The sequence below is a fragment of the Pseudomonas sp. TMW22089 genome (assembly GCF_022496645.1).
GTDB classification, from domain to species: Bacteria; Pseudomonadota; Gammaproteobacteria; order Pseudomonadales; family Pseudomonadaceae; genus Aquipseudomonas; species Aquipseudomonas paraversuta.
On record NZ_SCFG01000001.1, the window covers coordinates 289,846 to 309,011 of the forward strand.

Consider the following 19,166-nt stretch of genomic DNA (forward strand, 5'->3'; position numbering starts at 1 on the left):
TCAGGCCAGGGGGCCACGCGGATAGCGTTTGAGTCGGGTCACCAGTTCGCTGCCGGGGATCGGGCGGTCGAACAGGTAACCCTGGCCCACATCGCAACGATGGCGGCGCAGGAACGCCAACTGTGCAGCGGTTTCGATGCCTTCGGCAACCACTTTGAGTTTGAGGTTGTGGGCCATGGCGATCACGGCAGAGGTGATCTCCATGTCGTTCTGGTTGTCCGGGATGTCATTGATAAAGCTGCGGTCGATCTTGAGGATGTCGATCGGGAATTTTTTCAGGTAGCTGAGCGATGAATAACCGGTGCCAAAATCGTCCATGGCCAGCGTCAGGCCGAGCTTTTTGAGCTGATCGAGTTGCAGGCGCGTGTCATCGGTGGCTTCCAGCAGCAGGCCTTCGGTCAGTTCGAGTTCCAGCAGCGAGGCGGGCAGCCGTTCTTCCTTGAGGATGCTGGCAATCGAGGCCACCAGATCCGGGTCGGAAAACTGCTTGGGCGACAAATTGATTGCCACCTGCAGGTTGCCCAGGCCTTCGCCGGCCAGCTGTTTGCTCATGCGGCAGGCCTGGCGCGCGACCCATTTGCCAATCGGAATGATCAACCCGGTTTCCTCGGCCACGCTGATGAACTGGTCAGGGCGGATCATGCCTTTTTCCGGGTGGTTCCAGCGCAGCAGGGCTTCCATGCCCAGCAGCCGGCCGCTGCGCAGGCAGAGTTTGGGCTGGTAGAACACGTCGAGTTCATTTTGCGTCAGGGCCCGGCGCAGATTGTTTTCGACGAAGAGTTTGTAGCTGGCTTCGGCGTTCAGGGCTTCGGTGAACACTTGCACCTGGTGCTTGCCGTTGGCTTTGGCCTTGTGCAGTGCCAGCCCGGCGTTGCGCATCAGGGTTTGCGGGTCGCGCCCGTGCAAGGGCGAGCAGGCGACGCCGACCGAGCCCGTAACGCTGATTAGCTGGTTGTCGACGAACATCGGCTTGTCGAGGGTCATCAGCAACTGGCTGGCGATTTTCTGCCCGGTCTCCAGGCCCGTGTCATCGAGCAGTACGGCGAATTCGTTACTGGCGAAGCGCGCCAGGTTGTCGCTGGGGTTGAGGCTGTTGCGCAACCGTCTGGCCAGGCTGATCAGCAGTTTGTCGCCAGTCTGGTGGCCGAGGCTGTCATTGATGCGCTTGAAGTTGTCGATGTCTACCAGCAGCAGGCATACCTGGGTGGTGCTGTTGCGGGCGAAGCGCTCATCGAGGTTGCGAATGAACGCCGGGCGGTTGCCCAGATTGGTCAGGTTGTCGGTGTAGGCCAGACGCTCGATGCGCTGCTGTGCCAGTTTGGAGTCGGTGATGTCTTCGTAAATGCCGATGTAATGGGTCAGTTCACGGTTGTCGCCATAGACCTTGGAGATCGACATCTGGCCCCAGTAGGGCTCCAGGTTTTTGCGCCGGCTTTTGAATTCGCCTTGCCAGCTATTGCCTTTGCTCAGGCTTGAGTGCGCATCAAACAGCAGATCGCTGAGGTTCTCCAGTGCGGGCAGTTCCGACAGCTTGTGCCCCTGCACTTCGTCGGAACTGTACTGGGTGATGGCGGTAAAGCTGGGGTTGACGTATTCGACCACTCCCATGCAGTTGACCAGCAGGAAAGCGTTGGCGCTTTGTTCGACCGCCCGCTGGAACAGGTGCAGGGCGTTGGTGGCGGTACGCCGGTTGTGGTTGTTGATGACTTGGGCGAACTGGTCAGCCAGTTCGCCGGCAAAGGCAATTTCATCCGCCTGCCAGACCCGGGTTTTGCCGGTTTGCTCCAGGCACAGCACGCCGACCACCTGGCCGTCGATGCGGATACTGGCATCGAGCATGGCGTTGGCATCGCGTCGACCCGGGCTCGCCATCAGCTCGCGGGTGCGCGGGTCATGGTTGGCATTCTGGGCATCGATGGAGCGGCTGGTGTGCAGGGCTTCGAGATAGTCCGGAAACGCACTGGCGTCGAAAATTCCCTGCTCGACAAAGGCCTGGCTTTCGCGCTGATACGCAGAGATAGGCAGCAGCTGGTTGCCTTCAAGGTTCCACAGGCTGGCGCCGTCCACTTGATAAATCTCGCAGGCGCTACGGGTAATCAGTTCCGCTGCCTCTTGCAGCGAGTTGTGCTGGCTATACCGGTGGCGGGCCAGCAGCAGGATCAGATCCTGTTGCGCCCGCACCCGCTCCAGATGCTGGAGTTGCTCTTGCTGGGCCCGCTGGTTGAGCTCCAGGGCAATGTGCAGGCGGCTGTGCTGGGTTTCGGGCCCGGCTGGCGGCGCAGCAGGCAGTGCGCTGTTTACCGCGCTTTCGACCACCAGCAGGTAGCCGCGCAGCAAGTGCCGATTGTGCTGTTTGTAAGCTTCGCCCAGCTCCATCAGGTTCAGCGCGCCCTGGGGGGTGTGCAGGGTGTAATGCACCACGTAGTGGGGGCTGGTCCTGAGTTGCAGTTCAATCGCGTCATGCAGCTGGTAGCGGGCCTTGGGCTCCATCAGGCTGGCATAGGGCGAGCCGGTGAGCGCGCACAGCTCTGCCGCTGGCAGGCCAAACTGGCGTTCGCAGTGGGGGTCCAGGTAGAGCAGTGCCCAGCTGGCTTCATTAAGCCGTTCGAAACGCAGCATGCCGAGCCGGGAGGGCACGGGTAACTGGGTCACGACCTCGGCTGCCATACGCAGGGCAGCATCGGGTTGGCTTTTCATTAAGACACTCGCTTTACAAATGCTGATTGCACACGGGCTGGCGCCCTGTTCCTGCGGTCTGTGGTCTGCGGCAAGGTTGCATCAAGCTCACGACGCTGACAAGTGAGCATGCAGGCTCAGGTCGCTATCGGCAGGCTTGCCGATAGCTGCAGGTTGTCCGTCGGCTGTTACGCTTTTATGACTCGCCGGCTTCAGGGGCCGGCAGGCTGTAATCATCCCTGGCAAGCCGGCTCCCGCAGGGTTATGGGGGAAGCGGCTGGCCAGCAAAAAATGCGGGCAAAAAAAGCCCCGCCAAACGGGCGGGGTTGAGGTACGAGCGTGGCGCTCGGAAAACTGTGCGCTACTCCGGCCTTCCCTGGGGAAGGCCGGGGCGTGGCTTACAACAGGATGGTGCGGATGTCGCCCAGCAAGTCGCTCAGGCGCTTGGTGAAGCGTGCAGCCGCTGCGCCGTTGATCACACGGTGATCGTAGGACAGCGACAGAGGCAGCATCAGTTTCGGCTGGAAGGCTTTGCCGTCCCAGACTGGCTGGATGGTTGCCTTGGAAACGCCGAGGATCGCCACTTCCGGTGCGTTGACGATCGGCGTGAAGCCGGTGCCGCCAATGTGCCCGAGGCTGGAAATGGTGAAGCAGGCGCCCTGCATGTCGTCAGCGGTGAGCTTCTTGTCGCGGGCCTTGGCAGCCAGTGCGGCGGCCTCGGCAGCAAGCTGCAACAGGCTTTTCTGATCGACGTTTTTGATCACAGGGACCAGCAGGCCATCCGGGGTGTCTACGGCAAAGCCGATGTTGACGTACTTCTTGCGGATGATCGCCTTGCCGCTTGGCGCCAGCGAGCTGTTGAAGTCCGGCATTTCCTTGAGCAGGTGGGCGCAGGACTTGAGCAGCAGAGGCAGTACGGTCAGCTTGACGCCGGCTTTTTCTGCGACGGCTTTTTGCGCGACGCGGAAGGCTTCCAGCTCGGTGATGTCAGCCTGGTCGAACTGGGTCACGTGCGGGATGTTCAGCCAGCTGCGGTGCAGGCTCGACGCGCCGATTTGCATCAGGCGGGTCATGGCCACTTCTTCAACTTCGCCGAAGCGGCTGAAGTCCACTACCGGGATCGGAGGAATGCCCGCGCCGCCGGTTGCACCGGCTGCCGGAGCTTCCTTGGCCTTCTGCATCATGGTTTTGACGTAAGCCTGCACGTCTTCTTTGATCACACGACCATGGGGGCCGCTTGGGCTGACCGCGCTCAGCTCGACGCCGAACTCGCGGGCCAGTTGACGCACGGCGGGGCCAGCGTGAACTTTGGCACCGCTTGCTGCTGGTGCAGCGGCCGGGGCTAGGGCTGGTGCCGCAGCTTTGGCAGCCGGTGCAGCAGCAGGCGCTTCAGCTTTGGCCGCAGCAGGAGCTGCAGCCTGGGCCGGTGCCGCTGGCGCAGCAGCGCCCGCGACCTTGAGCTTGAGAATGAAGTCGCCAGTGCCGACTTCGTCATCCAGCTTGACCGAAATGCTTTCAACCACACCGGCGGCCGGCGATGGAATTTCCATGCTGGCTTTGTCGGATTCGAGGGTGATCAGCGATTGATCAGCCTCAACGGTATCGCCGGCCTTGACCAGGATCTCGATGATCTTGGCTTTGCCCGACGAGCCGATGTCCGGGACGTGAATGTCCTGGACGGTGGATTGTGCAGGTGCTGCAGCCGGGGCCGCAGGGGCCTCGGCAGCAGGGGCGGCAGCCGGTTTTTCTGCAGCGGCAGGTGCCGCTGCAGGGGCTGGTGCTTCAGGGGCTGCAGCACCACCTTCAACTTCCAGCTCCAGCAGTTCGTCGCCTTCTTTCAGGCGGTCGCCCAGCTTGACCTTCAGGCTCTTGACGACGCCGGCCTTGGGAGCAGGGATTTCCATGCTCGCCTTGTCCGACTCCAGGGTCAGGATGCTCTGATCGGCTTCGATACGGTCGCCGACCTTTACAAACAGTTCGATGACTTCGCCGTCACCGCTGCCGATGTCAGGTACTCGAATGAGTTCGCTCACAAAAATTCTCCTCAGCAGTCCAGTGGGTTGCGTTTTTCCGGGTTGATGCCGAACTTGACGATGGCTTCAGCCACCACTTTCGGTTCGATATCGCCACGGTCAGCCAATGCTTCAAGGGCTGCCAACACCACGAAGTGACGGTCTACTTCAAAGAAGTGACGCAGTTTTTTGCGGCTGTCGCTGCGGCCGAAACCATCAGTGCCCAGCACTTTGAATTCCTTGACCGGTACCCACTGACGAATCTGCTCGGCGAACAGCTTCATGTAGTCGGTGGAGGCAATGACCGGACCTTTACGGCCAGTCAGGCACTCTTCGACATAGCTCAGCTGAGGCTTCTGGCCCGGGTGCAGACGGTTGCTGCGCTCAACGGCCAGGCCGTCGCGACGCAGTTCGTTGAAGCTGGTAACGCTCCACACGTCAGCACCGATGTTGAAGTCTTCACGCAGGATTTTCGCCGCTTCACGCACTTCGCGCAGGATGGTGCCGGAGCCCATCAGCTGAACGTGGTGAGCTGCTTCCTTGGTGTCTTCTTCAAGCAGGTACATGCCCTTGACGATGCCTTCCTCAACACCGGCCGGCATGGCTGGCTGCTGGTACGACTCGTTCATCACGGTGATGTAGTAGAAGACGTCCTGTTGCTCTTCGGTCATCTTCTTCATGCCGTCCTGAATGATCACCGCCAGCTCGTAGCCGTAGGTCGGATCAAAGGTGCGGCAGTTCGGGATAGTGCTGGCCAGGATGTGGCTGTGACCGTCTTCGTGCTGTAGGCCTTCACCGTTGAGCGTGGTACGCCCGGCGGTGCCGCCGATCAGGAAGCCACGGGTGCGGCTGTCGCCGGCGGCCCAGGCCAGGTCGCCAATACGCTGGAAACCGAACATCGAGTAGAAGATGTAGAACGGCAGCATTGGCTGGTTGTGGTTGGAGTACGAAGTACCGGCGGCGATGAAGGAGCTCATGGCGCCTGCTTCGTTGATGCCTTCTTCGAGAATCTGACCTTTCTTGTCTTCGCGGTAGAACATCACCTGGTCTTTATCAACCGGCTCGTAGAGCTGGCCGACGGACGAGTAGATGCCCAGCTGGCGGAACATGCCTTCCATACCGAAGGTACGGGCTTCGTCCGGGATGATCGGAACGATGCGCTGACCGATGTCCTTGTCCTTCACCAGCTGTGCCAGGATGCGCACGAACGCCATGGTGGTGGAAATTTCACGGTCGCCGGAACCGTCAAGGATGGCCTTGAGCGTGTCCAGTGGCGGGGTAGGGATGCTCAGGCTCTTGGCGCGGCGCTGAGGGACGAAGCCGCCCAGTGCAGTGCGACGTTCGCTCAGGTAGCGGGCTTCGGCGCTGCCTTCTTCGGGTTTGAAGAATGGCAGGCTTTCGATTTCGTCGTCTTTGACCGGAATGTCGAAACGGTCGCGGAACAGCTTCAGGCTTTCAACATCAACTTTCTTGGTGTTGTGCGCAGTGTTCTTCGCTTCGCCGGCACCGGTGCCATAACCCTTGATGGTCTTGGCCAGGATGACGGTTGGCTGGTTTTTGTGGTTGACCGCTTCGTGGTACGCCGCATAGACCTTGTACGGGTCGTGACCGCCACGGTTGAGCTTCCAGATCTCGTCGTCGGACAGATCGGCAACCATCGCCTTGAGTTCTGGCGTGTTGAAGAAGTGCTCGCGCACGAACGCGCCGTCTTTGGCTTTGTAGTTCTGGTACTCGCCGTCGATGACTTCGTCCATGCGACGTTGCAGGATACCGTCGACGTCCTTGGCCAGCAGCGGGTCCCAGAAACGGCCCCAGATGACTTTGGTCACGTTCCAGTGAGCGCCGCGGAACACGCCTTCGAGTTCCTGGATGATCTTGCCGTTGCCGCGAACCGGGCCATCAAGGCGCTGCAGGTTGCAGTTGATGACGAAGATCAGGTTGTCGAGGTTTTCGCGGCCTGCCAGGGAGATGGCGCCCAGGGATTCCGGCTCGTCACACTCGCCGTCACCCAGGAAGCACCAGACTTTTTGCTTGCCGGCAGGAATGTAGCCACGGGCTTCCAGGTACTTCATGAAGCGTGCCTGGTAGATCGCCTGGATCGGGCCAAGGCCCATGGATACAGTCGGGAACTGCCAGAAGTCGGGCATCAGCCAAGGGTGCGGGTAGGACGACAGGCCCTGACCGTCGACTTCCTGGCGGAAGTTGTTCATTTGATCTTCGGTGATGCGGCCTTCCATGAACGCACGGGCGTAAACGCCTGGCGAGGTGTGACCCTGGAAGTAGATCAGGTCGCCGCCATGTTCTTCGGTCGGAGCCTGGAAGAAGTAGTTGAAACCGATGTCATACAGCGTTGCGCTGGAAGCGAAACTGGAGATGTGACCGCCCAGGTCAGAATCTTTCAAGTTCGTGCGCATGACCATCGCCATCGCGTTCCAGCGTACCAGCGAGCGAATGCGGCGTTCCATGAACAGGTCGCCAGGCATGCGTGCTTCGTGGGTAACGGGAATCGTGTTGCGGTATGGCGTGGTGATGGCGTACGGCAGTTGCGAACCGGTGCGTGTAGCGAGCTCACCCATACGGGTCATCAGATAGTGAGCGCGTTCTTCGCCTTCTTTGTCGAGAACCGATTCCAGGGCGTCCAGCCATTCCTGGGTTTCGACGGGATCGAGGTCTTGCATGGCTTGCTCCAGGGCGGAAAGGCTTCCAGAATCGGTTGCCTGAGTTTGCGACTGGCCTTGTGGGCAGACGACATAAATTCTTGGATGACCGGAGGGTTGATTCCGGCGTTGTGTAGTTTTACTACAAATCGTCGGCCATTTCAGCCTTTCGAGTATGTTGCTCAGTAGTAAAACTACAGGAAAGCATAGGGTGCTTGCCTGTTGCGTTGTGTGAAAAATCGATATTGTTGGTGCTTGATTTGCAATTTGATCTTCAGATTGCAGGTTGGCTGCCAATTAAATAGAAATTTCAGCTATTTGTAACCTTTGTTCGACAGTCGGATTTAACCGCTGTTTCTTCCTGTCACCGTACTCGGCAACACCTTCGCCGATCAAGGATAGACCATGAGCCTTCCCTCGCTTGCCGCAATTCCGAGCCTTTTATTGCCACTTGTCAGCCGTAGCGAGCAGTCATGGCGCGCTGCTGTTGCGCAACTTGCCGGCGAGCACGGGCTTGATGACTGGTCGCCAGAGCGCTGGGCTGCCTTTGAGCGGGTGAGTGCGGCGAGCGACTTCTTTATTGAACAGTCATTGCGTGATCCTGTGATGTTGCTTGATCTGGTGCGCAGTGGGGAGCTGGACCGCAGTTTCAAACCTGGTGAGTTGTGCGGGCAAATCGCAGAAGCTGTCGAGACGGCCGCCACCGATGACGAATTGGGGCGCGTGCTGCGGCGTCAGCGCACCCGTCAGCAAATCCGGATTATCTGGCGTGACCTCAACCGCCAGGCCGATCTGGTTGAAACCTGCCGCGACCTGTCGGACATGGCCGATGCCAGCATCGATCAGGCCTATCGCTGGTTGTATCAGCGCCATTGCCAGCAATTCGGTACGCCTACCGGGCATCGCAGTGGCGAACCGCAGCCAATGGTGATTCTGGGGATGGGCAAGCTGGGCGCCGTGGAGCTCAACCTGTCATCGGACATCGACCTGATTTTCGCCTACCCCGAGGGCGGCGAAACCGTCGGGGCAAAGCGTGCGCTGGACAATCAGGAGTTCTTTATCCGTCTGGGCCAGCGCCTGATCAAGGCCCTGGACCCGATGACCGTTGACGGTTTTGTATTCCGTGTCGACATGCGCCTGCGCCCTTATGGTTCCTCGGGGGCCCTGGTGCTGAGTTTCAACGCTCTGGAGCAGTACTACCAGGACCAGGGGCGGGACTGGGAGCGCTACGCCATGATCAAGGCCCGGGTCGTGGCCGGTGATCAGGCGATGGGGGCACAGTTGCTCAGTTTGCTGCGCCCGTTCGTGTACCGGCGCTACCTCGATTTTTCGGCGATAGAAGCCCTGCGCACCATGAAACAGCTGATCCAGCAGGAAGTGCGGCGCAAGGGCATGGCCGACAACATCAAGCTGGGTGCCGGCGGGATTCGTGAAGTCGAGTTTATCGCCCAGGCCTTCCAGCTGATCCACGGCGGCCGCGACCTCAGCCTGCAGCAGCGTCCGCTGCTGACAGTGCTGGGCATTCTCGAAGGCCAGGGCTACCTGCCCGCGCAGGTGGTCAGCGAGTTGCGTGAAGGTTACGAATTTCTGCGTTACACCGAACACGCCATTCAGGCCATTGCCGATCGCCAGACCCAAATGCTGCCGGACACCGAGCAGGATCAGGCGCGCATCGCATTCATGATGGGGTTCGACAGCTGGGCCGCGTTCCATGAACAGTTGATGATGTGGCGCGGCCGTATCGACTGGCATTTCCGTCAGGTGATTGCCGATCCGGACGAAGAAGAGGACATCGACGAAGGTGAGCTGATCGTCGGCGGTGAGTGGTTGCCGTTGTGGGAAGAAGTCCAGGATGACGCCGCGGCCTGCGCGCAACTGCAGGAAGCCGGGTTTGTCGATGCTCCCAATGCCTTGAAGCAACTGGCCAGCCTGCGCTCCAGCCCGCAACTGCGTGCCATGCAGCGTTTGGGACGCGAGCGGCTGGATGCCTTTATTCCGCGTTTGCTGGCTCAGGCGGTCGAACATGCCAACCCCGATCTGGTGCTGGAACGGGTGTTGCCGCTGGTGGAGGCGGTGGCCCGGCGTTCCGCGTATCTAGTGTTGCTGACCGAAAACCCTGACGCCCTGCGGCGCCTGCTGACCCTGTGTGCGGCCAGTCCATGGATTGCCGAACAGATCACCCGCTTCCCGCTGTTGCTCGATGAGTTGCTCAATGAAAGTCGTCTGTTCAAGCCGCCCCTGGCCCCGGAGCTGGCCGCTGAACTGCGCGAACGCCTGACGCGGATCCCCGAGGACGACCTTGAGCAGCAAATGGAGGCCTTGCGTAACTTCAAACTGGCCCACCGCCTGCGGGTTGCGGCCTCGGAAATTGCCGGCAGCCTGCCTTTAATGAAGGTCAGCGACTACCTCACCTGGCTGGCCGAAGCCATTCTGCAACAAGTGCTGGCGCTGGCCTGGCGCCAGACAGTGGCCAAGTACGGCACGCCGCAGCGGGCCGACGGCAGTCTGTGCGATCCCGGTTTCATTATCGTGGGCTATGGCAAAGTGGGCGGGATCGAGCTGGGGCACGGCTCGGATCTGGATCTGGTGTTTATTCACGATGGCGACCCCAACGCTGACACCGATGGTCCCAAGCCCATCGACAGCGCGCAGTTTTTCACCCGTCTGGGCCAGCGCATCATCCACTTGCTGACGGCCCAGACCAACTCCGGGCAGCTGTATGAAGTTGACATGCGCTTGCGCCCGTCAGGCGCTTCAGGGCTATTGGTCAGTTCGCTCGGCGCTTTCGAGCGCTACCAGCAAAGCGAAGCCTGGACCTGGGAACACCAGGCGCTGGTGCGGGCCCGGGTCCTGGTCGGTTGCAAGCAAGTGGGCGCAGCATTCGAGCAAGTGCGTGCGAGCATTCTGTGCCGGGAGCGCGATTTGCCGACCCTGCGCCAGGAAGTCAGCGAGATGCGGGCCAAAATGCGTGGCAACCTCGGTACCCGGATCACTGCTGCAGGCACCGCGGAAAATGCCTTCCAGGCCACGGTGCCGTTCGACCTCAAGCAGGACGCCGGTGGTATCGTCGATATTGAATTTATGGTGCAATACGCGGCTCTGGCCTGGTCCAGGGAACACCCTGCGGTACTGCGCTACACCGATAACATCCGCATTCTGGAAGGGCTGGAGCAGGACGGGCTGATACCCGCCGCTGATGCTGCCCTGTTGCGCGAGGCTTACAAGGCCTTTCGCGCCGTAGCCCACCGGCAAGCCTTGCAGAAGGAGGCCGGGGTGGTCACGGGGGATCAATTTGTGGTCGAACGTCAACACGTACGGCGCATTTGGTCTGAGCTAGGATTGAGCTAGAAAACGTATCCGGCGGGTTCATAAGGCCCGTCCAATTTGCCTGACGTGTCATGCGCAGGTGCTGGATTCTTTGAGGAGCGTAATGATGTCGATGGCTGATCGTGATGGTGTGATCTGGTATGACGGCAAGCTGGTGCCGTGGCGCGATGCGACAACCCACGTGCTGACCCATACCCTGCACTACGGCATGGGCGTGTTTGAAGGTGTGCGCGCGTATGAAACCCCGCAAGGCCCGGCGATTTTCCGCCTGCAGGCGCACACTGACCGCCTGTTCGATTCGGCCCACATCATGGGCATGAAGATCCCGTTCAGCAAAGACGAAATCAACGAAGCGACCCGCCTGGCGGTGCGTGAAAACAACCTCGACAGCGCCTACATCCGGCCGATGGTGTTCTACGGATCTGAAGCCATGGGCCTGCGTGCCACCGGCCTTAAAGTCCATGTGATCATCGCCCCGTGGAGCTGGGGTGCCTATATGGGCGCCGAAGCCCTGGAAGTCGGGATCAAGGTGCGTACCAGTTCCTTCACCCGTCACCACGTGAACATCTCCATGACCCGGGCCAAGGCCAACGGTCACTACATCAACTCGATGCTGGCCCTGCAGGAAGCGATTTCCGGCGGTGCTGACGAAGCGTTGCTGCTGGACCCTGAAGGCTTCGTGGCTGAAGGCTCGGGCGAAAACGTATTCCTGATCAAGGACGGCGTGATTTACACCCCGGACGTGACGGCTTGCCTGAACGGCATCACCCGCAGCACGATCCTGACCCTGGCCACCGAGCTTGGGTACAAATTTGTAGAAAAACGCATTACCCGGGACGAGGTTTACATCGCCGACGAAGCCTTCTTTACCGGCACTGCCGCTGAAGTGACGCCGATTCGCGAAGTTGACGGGCGACTGATCGGTATTGGCCGTCGCGGTCCGATTACCGAAAAACTGCAAAAAGCCTACTTTGATCTGGTAACCGGCAAGACTACTGCTCACCCAGAGTGGCGTACACTGGTCAAATAAAGCGATATGGCACTACAGCGGGGAGGCGAATGCCTGATTCCCGTCAGTTAAATGAACGCTGTTTCTGTAGGAGCGAGCTTGCTCGCGATGGTCGTTAACGCTAACGCGTGTTTACTGGATAAACGCGGCGCTATCGAGATCATCGCGAGACAAGCCCGCTCCTGCGGTTGAGGTAACAGGGCTTTTAACAGACAGGTATCAGGCGAATGCCTCCCTTGCTCGTTTATGGAAACTTATGAATATTTTGATCGTTGGGCCCAGCTGGGTCGGTGACATGGTGATGGCACAGACACTGTTCCAGTGCCTGAAACAGCGTCATCCGGATTGCGCAATCGATGTGCTGGCCCCCGAGTGGAGCCGGCCCATCCTTGAGCGCATGCCTGAAGTTCGTCAGGCCTTGAGCTTTCCGCTCGGCCACGGCGCACTCGAACTGGCCACGCGACGCAAGATCGGCAAGTCCCTCAAGGGTCAATACGATCAGGCAATCCTGCTGCCCAACTCGCTGAAATCGGCACTGGTGCCGTTTTTCGCCGGTATCCCCAAACGCACCGGCTGGCGCGGCGAGTTCCGCTACGGCCTGCTCAACGATGTGCGCAAGCTCGATAAAGACCGCTATCCGTTGATGATCGAGCGCTTTATGGCCCTGGCCTATGAGCCCGGGGCAGACCTGCCCCGGCCGTACCCGCGTCCTGCGTTGCAAATCGACCCGGTGAGTCGCGCTGCGGCACTGGGCAAATTCGGTCTGGCGCTGGACCGTCCGGTGCTGGCGCTGTGCCCGGGTGCCGAGTTTGGCGAGTCCAAGCGCTGGCCGTCGGAGCACTACGCGGCGGTGGCCGAGCAAAAAATTCGCGAAGGCTGGCAAGTCTGGCTGTTCGGTTCCAAAAACGATCACGGGGTGGGCGAAGACATCCGCGCGCGGCTGATTCCGGGGCTGCGCGAAGAATCGGTCAACCTCAGCGGCGAGACTTCCCTGGCGGAAGCCATTGACCTGCTGTCGTGCGCCGATGCGGTGGTGTCCAACGATTCCGGGCTGATGCACGTGGCGGCGGCGCTTAATCGCCCGTTGGTGGCGGTGTATGGCTCCACGTCGCCGGGCTTCACCCCGCCCCTGGCCGACAAGGTCGAGATCGTGCGCCTGGGTCTCGATTGCAGCCCCTGCTTTGATCGTACCTGCCGTTTCGGCCACTACAACTGTCTGCGTGAGTTGATGCCGCAGCCGGTGGTTGAAGCCTTGCAGCGTTTGCACGGCTCTGTGGTCGAGGTCAAATAGGTGCGCGTCCTGTTGGTAAAAACCTCATCCCTGGGGGATATCATTCATGCCCTGCCGGCATTGACCGATGCGGCGCGGGCCATTCCGGGGATCACCTTCGACTGGGTAGTGGAAGAAGGTTTTGCCGAGATTCCGACCTGGCACCCGGCAGTGGGAAAAGTCATTCCGGTGGCCATTCGCCGCTGGCGCAAGAATATCTGGCAAACCATCAAGAGCGGTGAATGGCGGCGCTTCAAGCAAAGTCTGCGCGCCGAGAAATACGACCTGGTGCTCGATGCCCAGGGCCTGCTCAAAAGTGCCTGGCTGACGCGCTATGTCAAAGCTCCGGTGGCCGGCCTGGACCAGAACTCTGCCCGCGAACCGCTGGCCAGCCGCTTTTATCAACGCCGCCTGGCCGTAGCCAGGGGGCAGCATGCAGTTGAGCGCCTGCGCCAGTTGTTTGCCGTTGCCTTGGGCTACGACCTGCCCAAGGGGCTGGGCGATTACGGGCTCGATGTTGAGCGGCTGATTGAATTACCGCGCAACAAGCCATACGTACTGTTTTTGCATGGCACCACCTGGGACACCAAACACTGGCCTGAAGTGTACTGGCGCGATCTGGCGCTACGCATGGGACACAAGGGCATTGAAGTCCGCTTGCCCTGGGGCAACCCGGCGGAAAAGGCCAGGGCAGAGCGCATTGCCAGTGGCTTGGGCAACGCCGTGGTACTGCCCAGGCTGAACCTGGCGGGTGTTGCCAGGGTGCTGGCCAGCGCCAGTGCCTGTGTGGCGGTCGATACCGGCCTTGGGCATCTGGCAGCGGCACTGGATGTGCCCACCATCTCCCTGTTCGGCCCGACCAATCCCGGCCTCACGGGTGCCTATGGCAAGGTGCAGATTCACCTGGCCAGCGATTTTCCGTGTGCCCCGTGCCTGCAGAAAAAATGTACTTACCAGCCGACTGCACAGGACCAGCAGCGGTTTGATCTGAAGAGCGAGTGGCCTTTGTGCTTCACTCGCCTGAACCCCGAGCGTGTCGCAAGTCGATTAAGCACGTTGTTACTGGCTGAGGAACTGCGCTGATGCAACTGGCTTTTGTGTTGTACAAATACTTCCCGTTTGGCGGCCTGCAACGCGATTTCATGCGCATTGCCCTGGAGTGCCAGAAGCGCGGGCACCAGATCCGGGTCTATACCATGATTTGGGAAGGCGATATTCCGCCGGGCTTCGAAGTGCTGGTGGCGCCGGTCAAGGCGTTCTTCAACCACACCCGCAATGAAAAAATGCTCGCCTGGATGCAGGCTGATCTGGCCAAGCGCCCGGTCGATCGGGTGATTGGCTTCAACAAAATGCCGGGTCTGGACGTGTACTACGCGGCGGACGGCTGTTTTGAAGACAAGGCGCAGAACCTGCGGCACGCGATGTATCGCCATTTCAAGCGCTACAAGCACTTTGCCGAATATGAGCGTGCGGTATTCGACAAGGATGCCGCGACCGAAATCCTGATGATTTCCGAGGTCCAGCAACCGCTGTTTATCAAGCATTACCAGACCCCGTTGCAGCGCTTCCATTTGCTGCCACCGGGTATCGCGCTGGACCGCCGGGCACCGGCCAACGCGGCCGAGATCCGCGCCGAGTTCCGCCGCGAATTCCAGCTGGCCGATGACGACCTGTTGCTGGTGCAGATTGGCTCCGGGTTCAAGACCAAGGGTGTGGACCGCAGCTTGAAAGCTCTGGCCGCTTTGCCCCCTGAGCTTAAAAAGCGCACCAGACTGTTCGTGATCGGCCAGGACGACCCCAAGGTCTTCCAGCTGCAAAGCGCCACCCTGGGGCTGGGCGACCATGTGCAGTTCCTTAAAGGGCGCAGTGATATCCCGCGTTTCCTGCTGGGCGCCGATTTGCTGATCCACCCGGCCTATAACGAAAACACCGGCACGGTACTGCTGGAAGCACTGGTGGCCGGGCTGCCGGTGCTGGTCAGCGCAGTGTGCGGCTATGCCCACTACATCAGCGACGCCGATTGCGGGCGGGTGCTGGACGAGCCGTTCGAGCAGAACCAGCTCAATGAATACCTGACACACATGTTGTCCGACGATGCTGCGCGTGCGGCCTGGAGCCGAAACGGCCTGGCCTACGCGCAGACGGCCGACCTCTATAGCATGCCGCAGCACGCTGCGGATGTGATTCTGGCGGAGCAACACCGATGAAACTGATTCTTGCCGAACCGTTCAAAAGCTTGTGGGCCGGACGCGATGCGTTCACCGAAGTCGAGCGTCTGGAAGGCGAGGTATACCGCGAGCTGGAAGGTCGACGTACCTTGCGTACTGAAGTCGACGGGCGTGGTTTCTTTGTGAAAATTCACCGTGGCATTGGCTGGGGTGAAGTCTTCAAAAACCTGCTGACCGCCAAGCTGCCAGTACTCGGGGCGGGCCAGGAATGGCGTGCGATCAAGCGCCTGCATGAAGTCGGCGTACCGACCATGACGGCCGTCGCCTATGGCGAAAAGGGCAGCAACCCGGCCGCGCAGCACTCGTTCATCATCACTGAAGAGCTGGCGCCCACCGTCAGCCTCGAAGACTTCAGCCTCAACTGGGTCAAACAGCCGCCGCAGCCCAAACTCAAGCACGCGCTGATCGCCGAAGTGGCACGCATGACCGGCATGATGCACCGCGCCGGGGTCAACCATCGCGACTGCTACATCTGCCACTTCCTGCTGCACACCGACAAGCCGGTCACGGCGGACAATTTCCGCCTGTCCATCATCGACCTGCACCGTGCCCAGACCCGCACTGTGATCAGCAAGCGCTGGCGCAATAAAGACCTGGCGGCGCTGTACTTCTCGGCGCTGGACATCGGCCTGACCCAACGCGACAAACTGCGCTTCCTGCGCGGTTATTTCCAGTTGCCGCTACGCCAGATCCTGCGCGAAGAAGCCCGCCTGCTGGCGTGGCTGGAAGGCAAGGCAAGCAAACTCTATGAACGCAAACTGCGTTATGGGGATGCACTGTAATGGCGGGTTGGAATCTGGAACCGGCTTACAGCGCTCTGGCAGCGGATTTTGGCACTCTGGACGCGGTCTTCGCCTTGCAGGGAGAGCACCTGACCCGTGATCCGCTGTCCGAAGTGATTCGCGTCGAGCGCGCCGGGGTCAATTATTACGTCAAGCGCTACACCGGAGCCGGTAAAGGCTTGCGCCGTTATCTGGGGCGGCCGCGGGTCAAATCCGAATGGCAAAACCTCAAGCGTTTCGCCAAGTGGGGCATTCCCACGGCAGAGGTCGTGGCCTGGGGCCTTGAGCGCAGCGGTGCGGCCTATGCCCGTGGCGCCCTGATTACTCGCGAATTGCCCAATACCCGCGACTTGTCAGAACTGGCCGACAACCACGATCCGTTGCTCAAGGATCGGCTCTGGGTCGACGGCGTGAGTCGTCAACTGGCTCGCTATACGCGGATCATGCACGACCACCGCTTCACCCATAACGACCTCAAGTGGCGCAACTTGCTGATCGACGATCAGGCAAAACTGTATTTGATCGACTGCCCCAATGGCGACTTCTGGCGCGGTTTCTGGCTCAAGTACCGCATCACCAAAGACCTGGCCTGCCTCGACAAAGTGGCCAAATACCACCTGACTGCCACCCAGCGCCTGCGTTTTTATTTCCAGTACACGGGGCGTAATACACTCAATGCGGCGGACAAAGAGCGGGTTCGTCATATCGTGCGTTTCTTTGAGGGCCGGGAATGACTGATTTTATTGCAGGCACTGACCGCGCCTTGCTTGAGCGTAACGGGCTGGCCGACTTTGATGCATTGTGGGCCGTGCAACTGGACGCGGTGGACGAACCCAACACCAGTGGTGGTGGCTGGAGCAGCGTGTTTCGTATGGATCTGGAAGGCCAGGGCTTTTACCTCAAGCGCCAGAGTAATTACCTGACCCGCACCCTGCATAGCCCCCTGGGCGAGCCGAGTTTTGCCCGCGAGTTTCGCAATATCGAGCGCTACAAAACGCTGGGTATTCCGGCGCTGGAGGCCGTGTTCTTCGGCGAGCGCAAAGTGCCGGGCGAACGTCGGGCGATCCTGATGACCCGCGCTCTGGATGGCTGGAATGACCTGGATTCTTTGCTCGAACAGTGGCCGCAGCTGACAGCCGGGCAACAGCAGGCGATCTTGCAGGCATGTGGTCAACTGGCCCGCCGGCTGCACGCGGTGCGCCAGGTTCACGGCTGCTTTTATCCCAAACACATATTCCTGCAGCCTGACGGTGCGGCCTATCGCGCGCAACTGATCGATCTGGAGAAAACCCGCCCGTTGCTGCTGGGGCAGCGTGATCGGGTCAAGGACATTGAGCCGTTGCTGCGCCGGGCAGATGCCTGGACTGAAGCCGGGGTGCGCGCCTTGCTCGCCGCCTATCTGGAACAACCGGCTGACAGCGGCCTGGTGGATGCGTGGTATCAGCGCCTTAACCTGCGCCGTAGCCGCAAAGGGGAACGTTGATGCGCCTGTCCGAATTGCAAAAAGCCGGGCGTGCGCCGGGTTTGCCGCTCAGCATTGAACTGGCGGACGCCGCCGGGCCGGCGCGGTTGCAACTATTGACCTTGCTGCGTGTATTGCCGGGCCAGCGCTATGTCGGCGCCGGTGTCTGGCGCGGGCGTGCGGTACTGGCCAAGTTGATGGTCGGCCCTAAAGCCGCGCGCAATTTTCAGCGTGAACTCAATGGCGTGCGTCTGCTGGCCGATCAAGGCCTGACCACCCCTTTGCTGCTGGCCGACGGTTTGCAGGAAGGCGAGGGCGGCTGGTTGTTGTTCGAATTTCTGGAAGACGCCCAAAGCCTCGATATGGCCTGGAAAGCCGTGCAGGCTCTGCCGGTACTGGCCGATGAGCAGCAAGCTGTTCTGGCAGAGGCCCTGGGGGCGATCGGGCAGATGCACCTCAAGGGGGTCTGGCAGCAAGACCTGCACCTGGACAACCTGCTGCGTCACAACGGCAAACTGTATTTGATCGACGGTGCGGGGATTTGCGTCGAAGAGGCGGGCAAGCCGCTGTCGCGACAAAAAGTACTGGAGAATCTCGGCGTGTTCTTCGCCCAGTTGCCGAAAAGCCTGGAGCCTTTTATCGAAGAATTGCTGGTGCATTACCTGCTCAGCAATGGTGAACACGCACTGCCGCTGGAAGCGCTGCTCAAGCAGGTGGAGAAAGTCCGTGCCTGGCGGCTGAACGACTTTTTGACCAAGGTCGGGCGCGACTGCACCTTGTTTAGCGTGCAGCGCGGGGCTTTTGCCCTGCGCGCCATTCGCCGCGACCAGGAGGCGGCGATGCTGCCGGTACTGGCTCAAGCCGATGCCTTGCTCGATCGGGGGCACCTGTACAAGACCGGTGGCGCGGCGAGTGTTGGCAAGGTCGAAGTGGCGGGCCGCACGCTGGTGGTCAAGCGCTACAACATCAAGGGCTTTGCCCACTGGCTCAAGCGCTTCTGGCGTCCGAGCCGGGCCTGGCATTCGTGGCGCGAGGGCAACCGCCTGGGGTTTCTCGGCATTGCTACGCCCAGGCCGCTGGCGCTGCTGGAAACACGTTTTTGCTGGCTGCGCGGTAAAGCGTATCTGGTGACCGAGTACTTGCCGGGTGCGGATATCATCGAGCGCTTTGCGCCCTATGTTGAGCAGGGTAATGCGCCAGAAGTCGAGTTGCAGGCGCTGGATGGCCTGTTTGCCGATTTGATCCGCGAGCGCATCAGCCACGGAGACCTCAAGGGTCACAACGTGTTCTGGGACGAAGGGCGCTGGGCACTGATTGATCTGGATTCAATGTGTCAGCACCGCTCCCTGAGTAGTTTCGCCCCGGCCTATGTCCGCGACCGTGCACGCTTCATGCGTAACTGGCCGGTGGACAGTGCCTTGTATCAAGTGATCGACGGCCGCCTGCCCAGACAGCCCTGACCCCAACCCTCTGTAGGAGCGAGCTTGCTCGCGAGCGTTTCGTTGCGGCGTTGGAAGAGCTCGCGAGACAAGCTCGCTCCTACGGGGGGATTCGCTGTTTGTATCTGGCCCCGGCGGCCCCCGGTAGCCCTGATCCCCCAACCCTCTGTAGGAGCGAGCTTGCTCGCGAGCGTTTCGTTGCGGCGCTGGAAGAGCTCGCGAGACAAGCTCGCTCCTACGGGGGGGATTCGCTGTTTGTATCTGGCCCCGGCGGCCCCCGGTAGCCCTGATCCCCCAACCCTCT

General features: G+C 60.5%; 12 protein-coding genes. 9 read left to right on the forward strand and 3 right to left on the reverse strand.

All coding sequences use genetic code 11. The features are described 5' to 3' along the window. The 3 genes from EQV90_RS01340 to aceE form a co-directional block, all read right to left on the reverse strand. Entirely contained in the window at positions 1-2,697 is a 2,697-nt protein-coding gene (locus EQV90_RS01340) for a GGDEF and EAL domain-containing protein (RefSeq protein WP_003438895.1), read from the reverse strand. A 377-nt stretch (positions 2,698-3,074) separates the two neighbouring features. Beyond that, a complete protein-coding gene (aceF, locus tag EQV90_RS01345) occupies positions 3,075-4,709 on the reverse strand; it encodes a dihydrolipoyllysine-residue acetyltransferase (protein WP_240877660.1) in 1,635 nt (544 codons plus the stop codon). Positions 4,710-4,720: 11 nt separating this feature from the next. Continuing rightward, the gene (gene aceE, locus EQV90_RS01350) at positions 4,721-7,366 is read right to left on the reverse strand and encodes a pyruvate dehydrogenase (acetyl-transferring), homodimeric type (RefSeq protein ID WP_003438900.1); all 2,646 of its coding nucleotides are present in this window, start codon (positions 7,364-7,366) and stop codon (positions 4,721-4,723) included. A 384-nt stretch (positions 7,367-7,750) separates the two neighbouring features. Here aceE and glnE point away from each other — a divergent pair, with 384 nt between their 5' ends. The 9 genes from glnE to EQV90_RS01395 all read left to right on the forward strand — a co-directional run bounded on the left by glnE (position 7,751) and on the right by EQV90_RS01395 (position 18,883). Continuing rightward, a complete protein-coding gene (gene glnE, locus EQV90_RS01355; RefSeq protein ID WP_160626309.1) occupies positions 7,751-10,693 on the forward strand; it encodes a bifunctional [glutamate--ammonia ligase]-adenylyl-L-tyrosine phosphorylase/[glutamate--ammonia-ligase] adenylyltransferase in 2,943 nt (980 codons plus the stop codon). Between the two features lie 85 nt (positions 10,694-10,778). After that, entirely contained in the window at positions 10,779-11,702 is a 924-nt protein-coding gene (locus EQV90_RS01360; protein WP_003438904.1) for a branched-chain amino acid transaminase, read from the forward strand. A 235-nt stretch (positions 11,703-11,937) separates the two neighbouring features. Continuing rightward, a complete protein-coding gene (gene waaF, locus EQV90_RS01365; protein ID WP_003438906.1) occupies positions 11,938-12,972 on the forward strand; it encodes a lipopolysaccharide heptosyltransferase II in 1,035 nt (344 codons plus the stop codon). Next, on the forward strand, positions 12,973-14,034 hold the full coding sequence (waaC, locus tag EQV90_RS01370) for a lipopolysaccharide heptosyltransferase I (protein ID WP_003438909.1): 1,062 nt from the start codon (positions 12,973-12,975) through the stop codon (positions 14,032-14,034). It begins immediately after the preceding gene. After that, positions 14,034-15,158, forward strand: a complete 1,125-nt coding sequence (locus EQV90_RS01375; RefSeq protein WP_003438913.1) for a glycosyltransferase family 4 protein — start codon at positions 14,034-14,036, stop codon at positions 15,156-15,158. Before waaC ends, EQV90_RS01375 begins: the two co-directional genes overlap by 1 nt. Continuing rightward, the gene (gene rfaP, locus EQV90_RS01380) at positions 15,155-15,961 is read left to right on the forward strand and encodes a lipopolysaccharide core heptose(I) kinase RfaP (RefSeq protein WP_010656268.1); all 807 of its coding nucleotides are present in this window, start codon (positions 15,155-15,157) and stop codon (positions 15,959-15,961) included. The genes EQV90_RS01375 and rfaP overlap by 4 nt, the downstream gene beginning before the upstream one ends. Beyond that, positions 15,961-16,695 (forward strand): lipopolysaccharide kinase InaA family protein, encoded by a 735-nt coding sequence (locus EQV90_RS01385; RefSeq protein WP_003438919.1) that lies wholly within the window; start codon positions 15,961-15,963, stop codon positions 16,693-16,695. The genes rfaP and EQV90_RS01385 overlap by 1 nt, the downstream gene beginning before the upstream one ends. Next, the gene (locus tag EQV90_RS01390) at positions 16,692-17,444 is read left to right on the forward strand and encodes a lipopolysaccharide kinase InaA family protein (protein ID WP_003438921.1); all 753 of its coding nucleotides are present in this window, start codon (positions 16,692-16,694) and stop codon (positions 17,442-17,444) included. Before EQV90_RS01385 ends, EQV90_RS01390 begins: the two co-directional genes overlap by 4 nt. Next, positions 17,444-18,883: a lipopolysaccharide kinase InaA family protein gene (locus tag EQV90_RS01395; protein ID WP_240877661.1), complete on the forward strand. Its 1,440-nt coding sequence runs from the start codon at positions 17,444-17,446 to the stop codon at positions 18,881-18,883. Before EQV90_RS01390 ends, EQV90_RS01395 begins: the two co-directional genes overlap by 1 nt. Positions 18,884-19,166: the final 283 nt, after the last annotated feature.

Excerpts from the sequence above, each read along its gene's own strand:
- EQV90_RS01340 (WP_003438895.1), bottom strand. The coding sequence starts at position 2,697 with ATGAAAAGCCAACCCGATGCTGCCCTGCGTATGGCAGCCGAGGTCGTG.
- EQV90_RS01395 (WP_240877661.1), top strand. The coding sequence starts at position 17,444 with ATGCGCCTGTCCGAATTGCAAAAAGCCGGGCGTGCGCCGGGTTTGCCG.
- EQV90_RS01360 (WP_003438904.1), top strand. The coding sequence starts at position 10,779 with ATGTCGATGGCTGATCGTGATGGTGTGATCTGGTATGACGGCAAGCTG.
- rfaP (WP_010656268.1), top strand. The coding sequence starts at position 15,155 with ATGAAACTGATTCTTGCCGAACCGTTCAAAAGCTTGTGGGCCGGACGC.
- glnE (WP_160626309.1), top strand. The coding sequence starts at position 7,751 with ATGAGCCTTCCCTCGCTTGCCGCAATTCCGAGCCTTTTATTGCCACTT.
- EQV90_RS01385 (WP_003438919.1), top strand. The coding sequence starts at position 15,961 with ATGGCGGGTTGGAATCTGGAACCGGCTTACAGCGCTCTGGCAGCGGAT.
- EQV90_RS01390 (WP_003438921.1), top strand. The coding sequence starts at position 16,692 with ATGACTGATTTTATTGCAGGCACTGACCGCGCCTTGCTTGAGCGTAAC.
- waaF (WP_003438906.1), top strand. The coding sequence starts at position 11,938 with ATGAATATTTTGATCGTTGGGCCCAGCTGGGTCGGTGACATGGTGATG.
- aceE (WP_003438900.1), bottom strand. The coding sequence starts at position 7,366 with ATGCAAGACCTCGATCCCGTCGAAACCCAGGAATGGCTGGACGCCCTG.
- EQV90_RS01375 (WP_003438913.1), top strand. The coding sequence starts at position 14,034 with ATGCAACTGGCTTTTGTGTTGTACAAATACTTCCCGTTTGGCGGCCTG.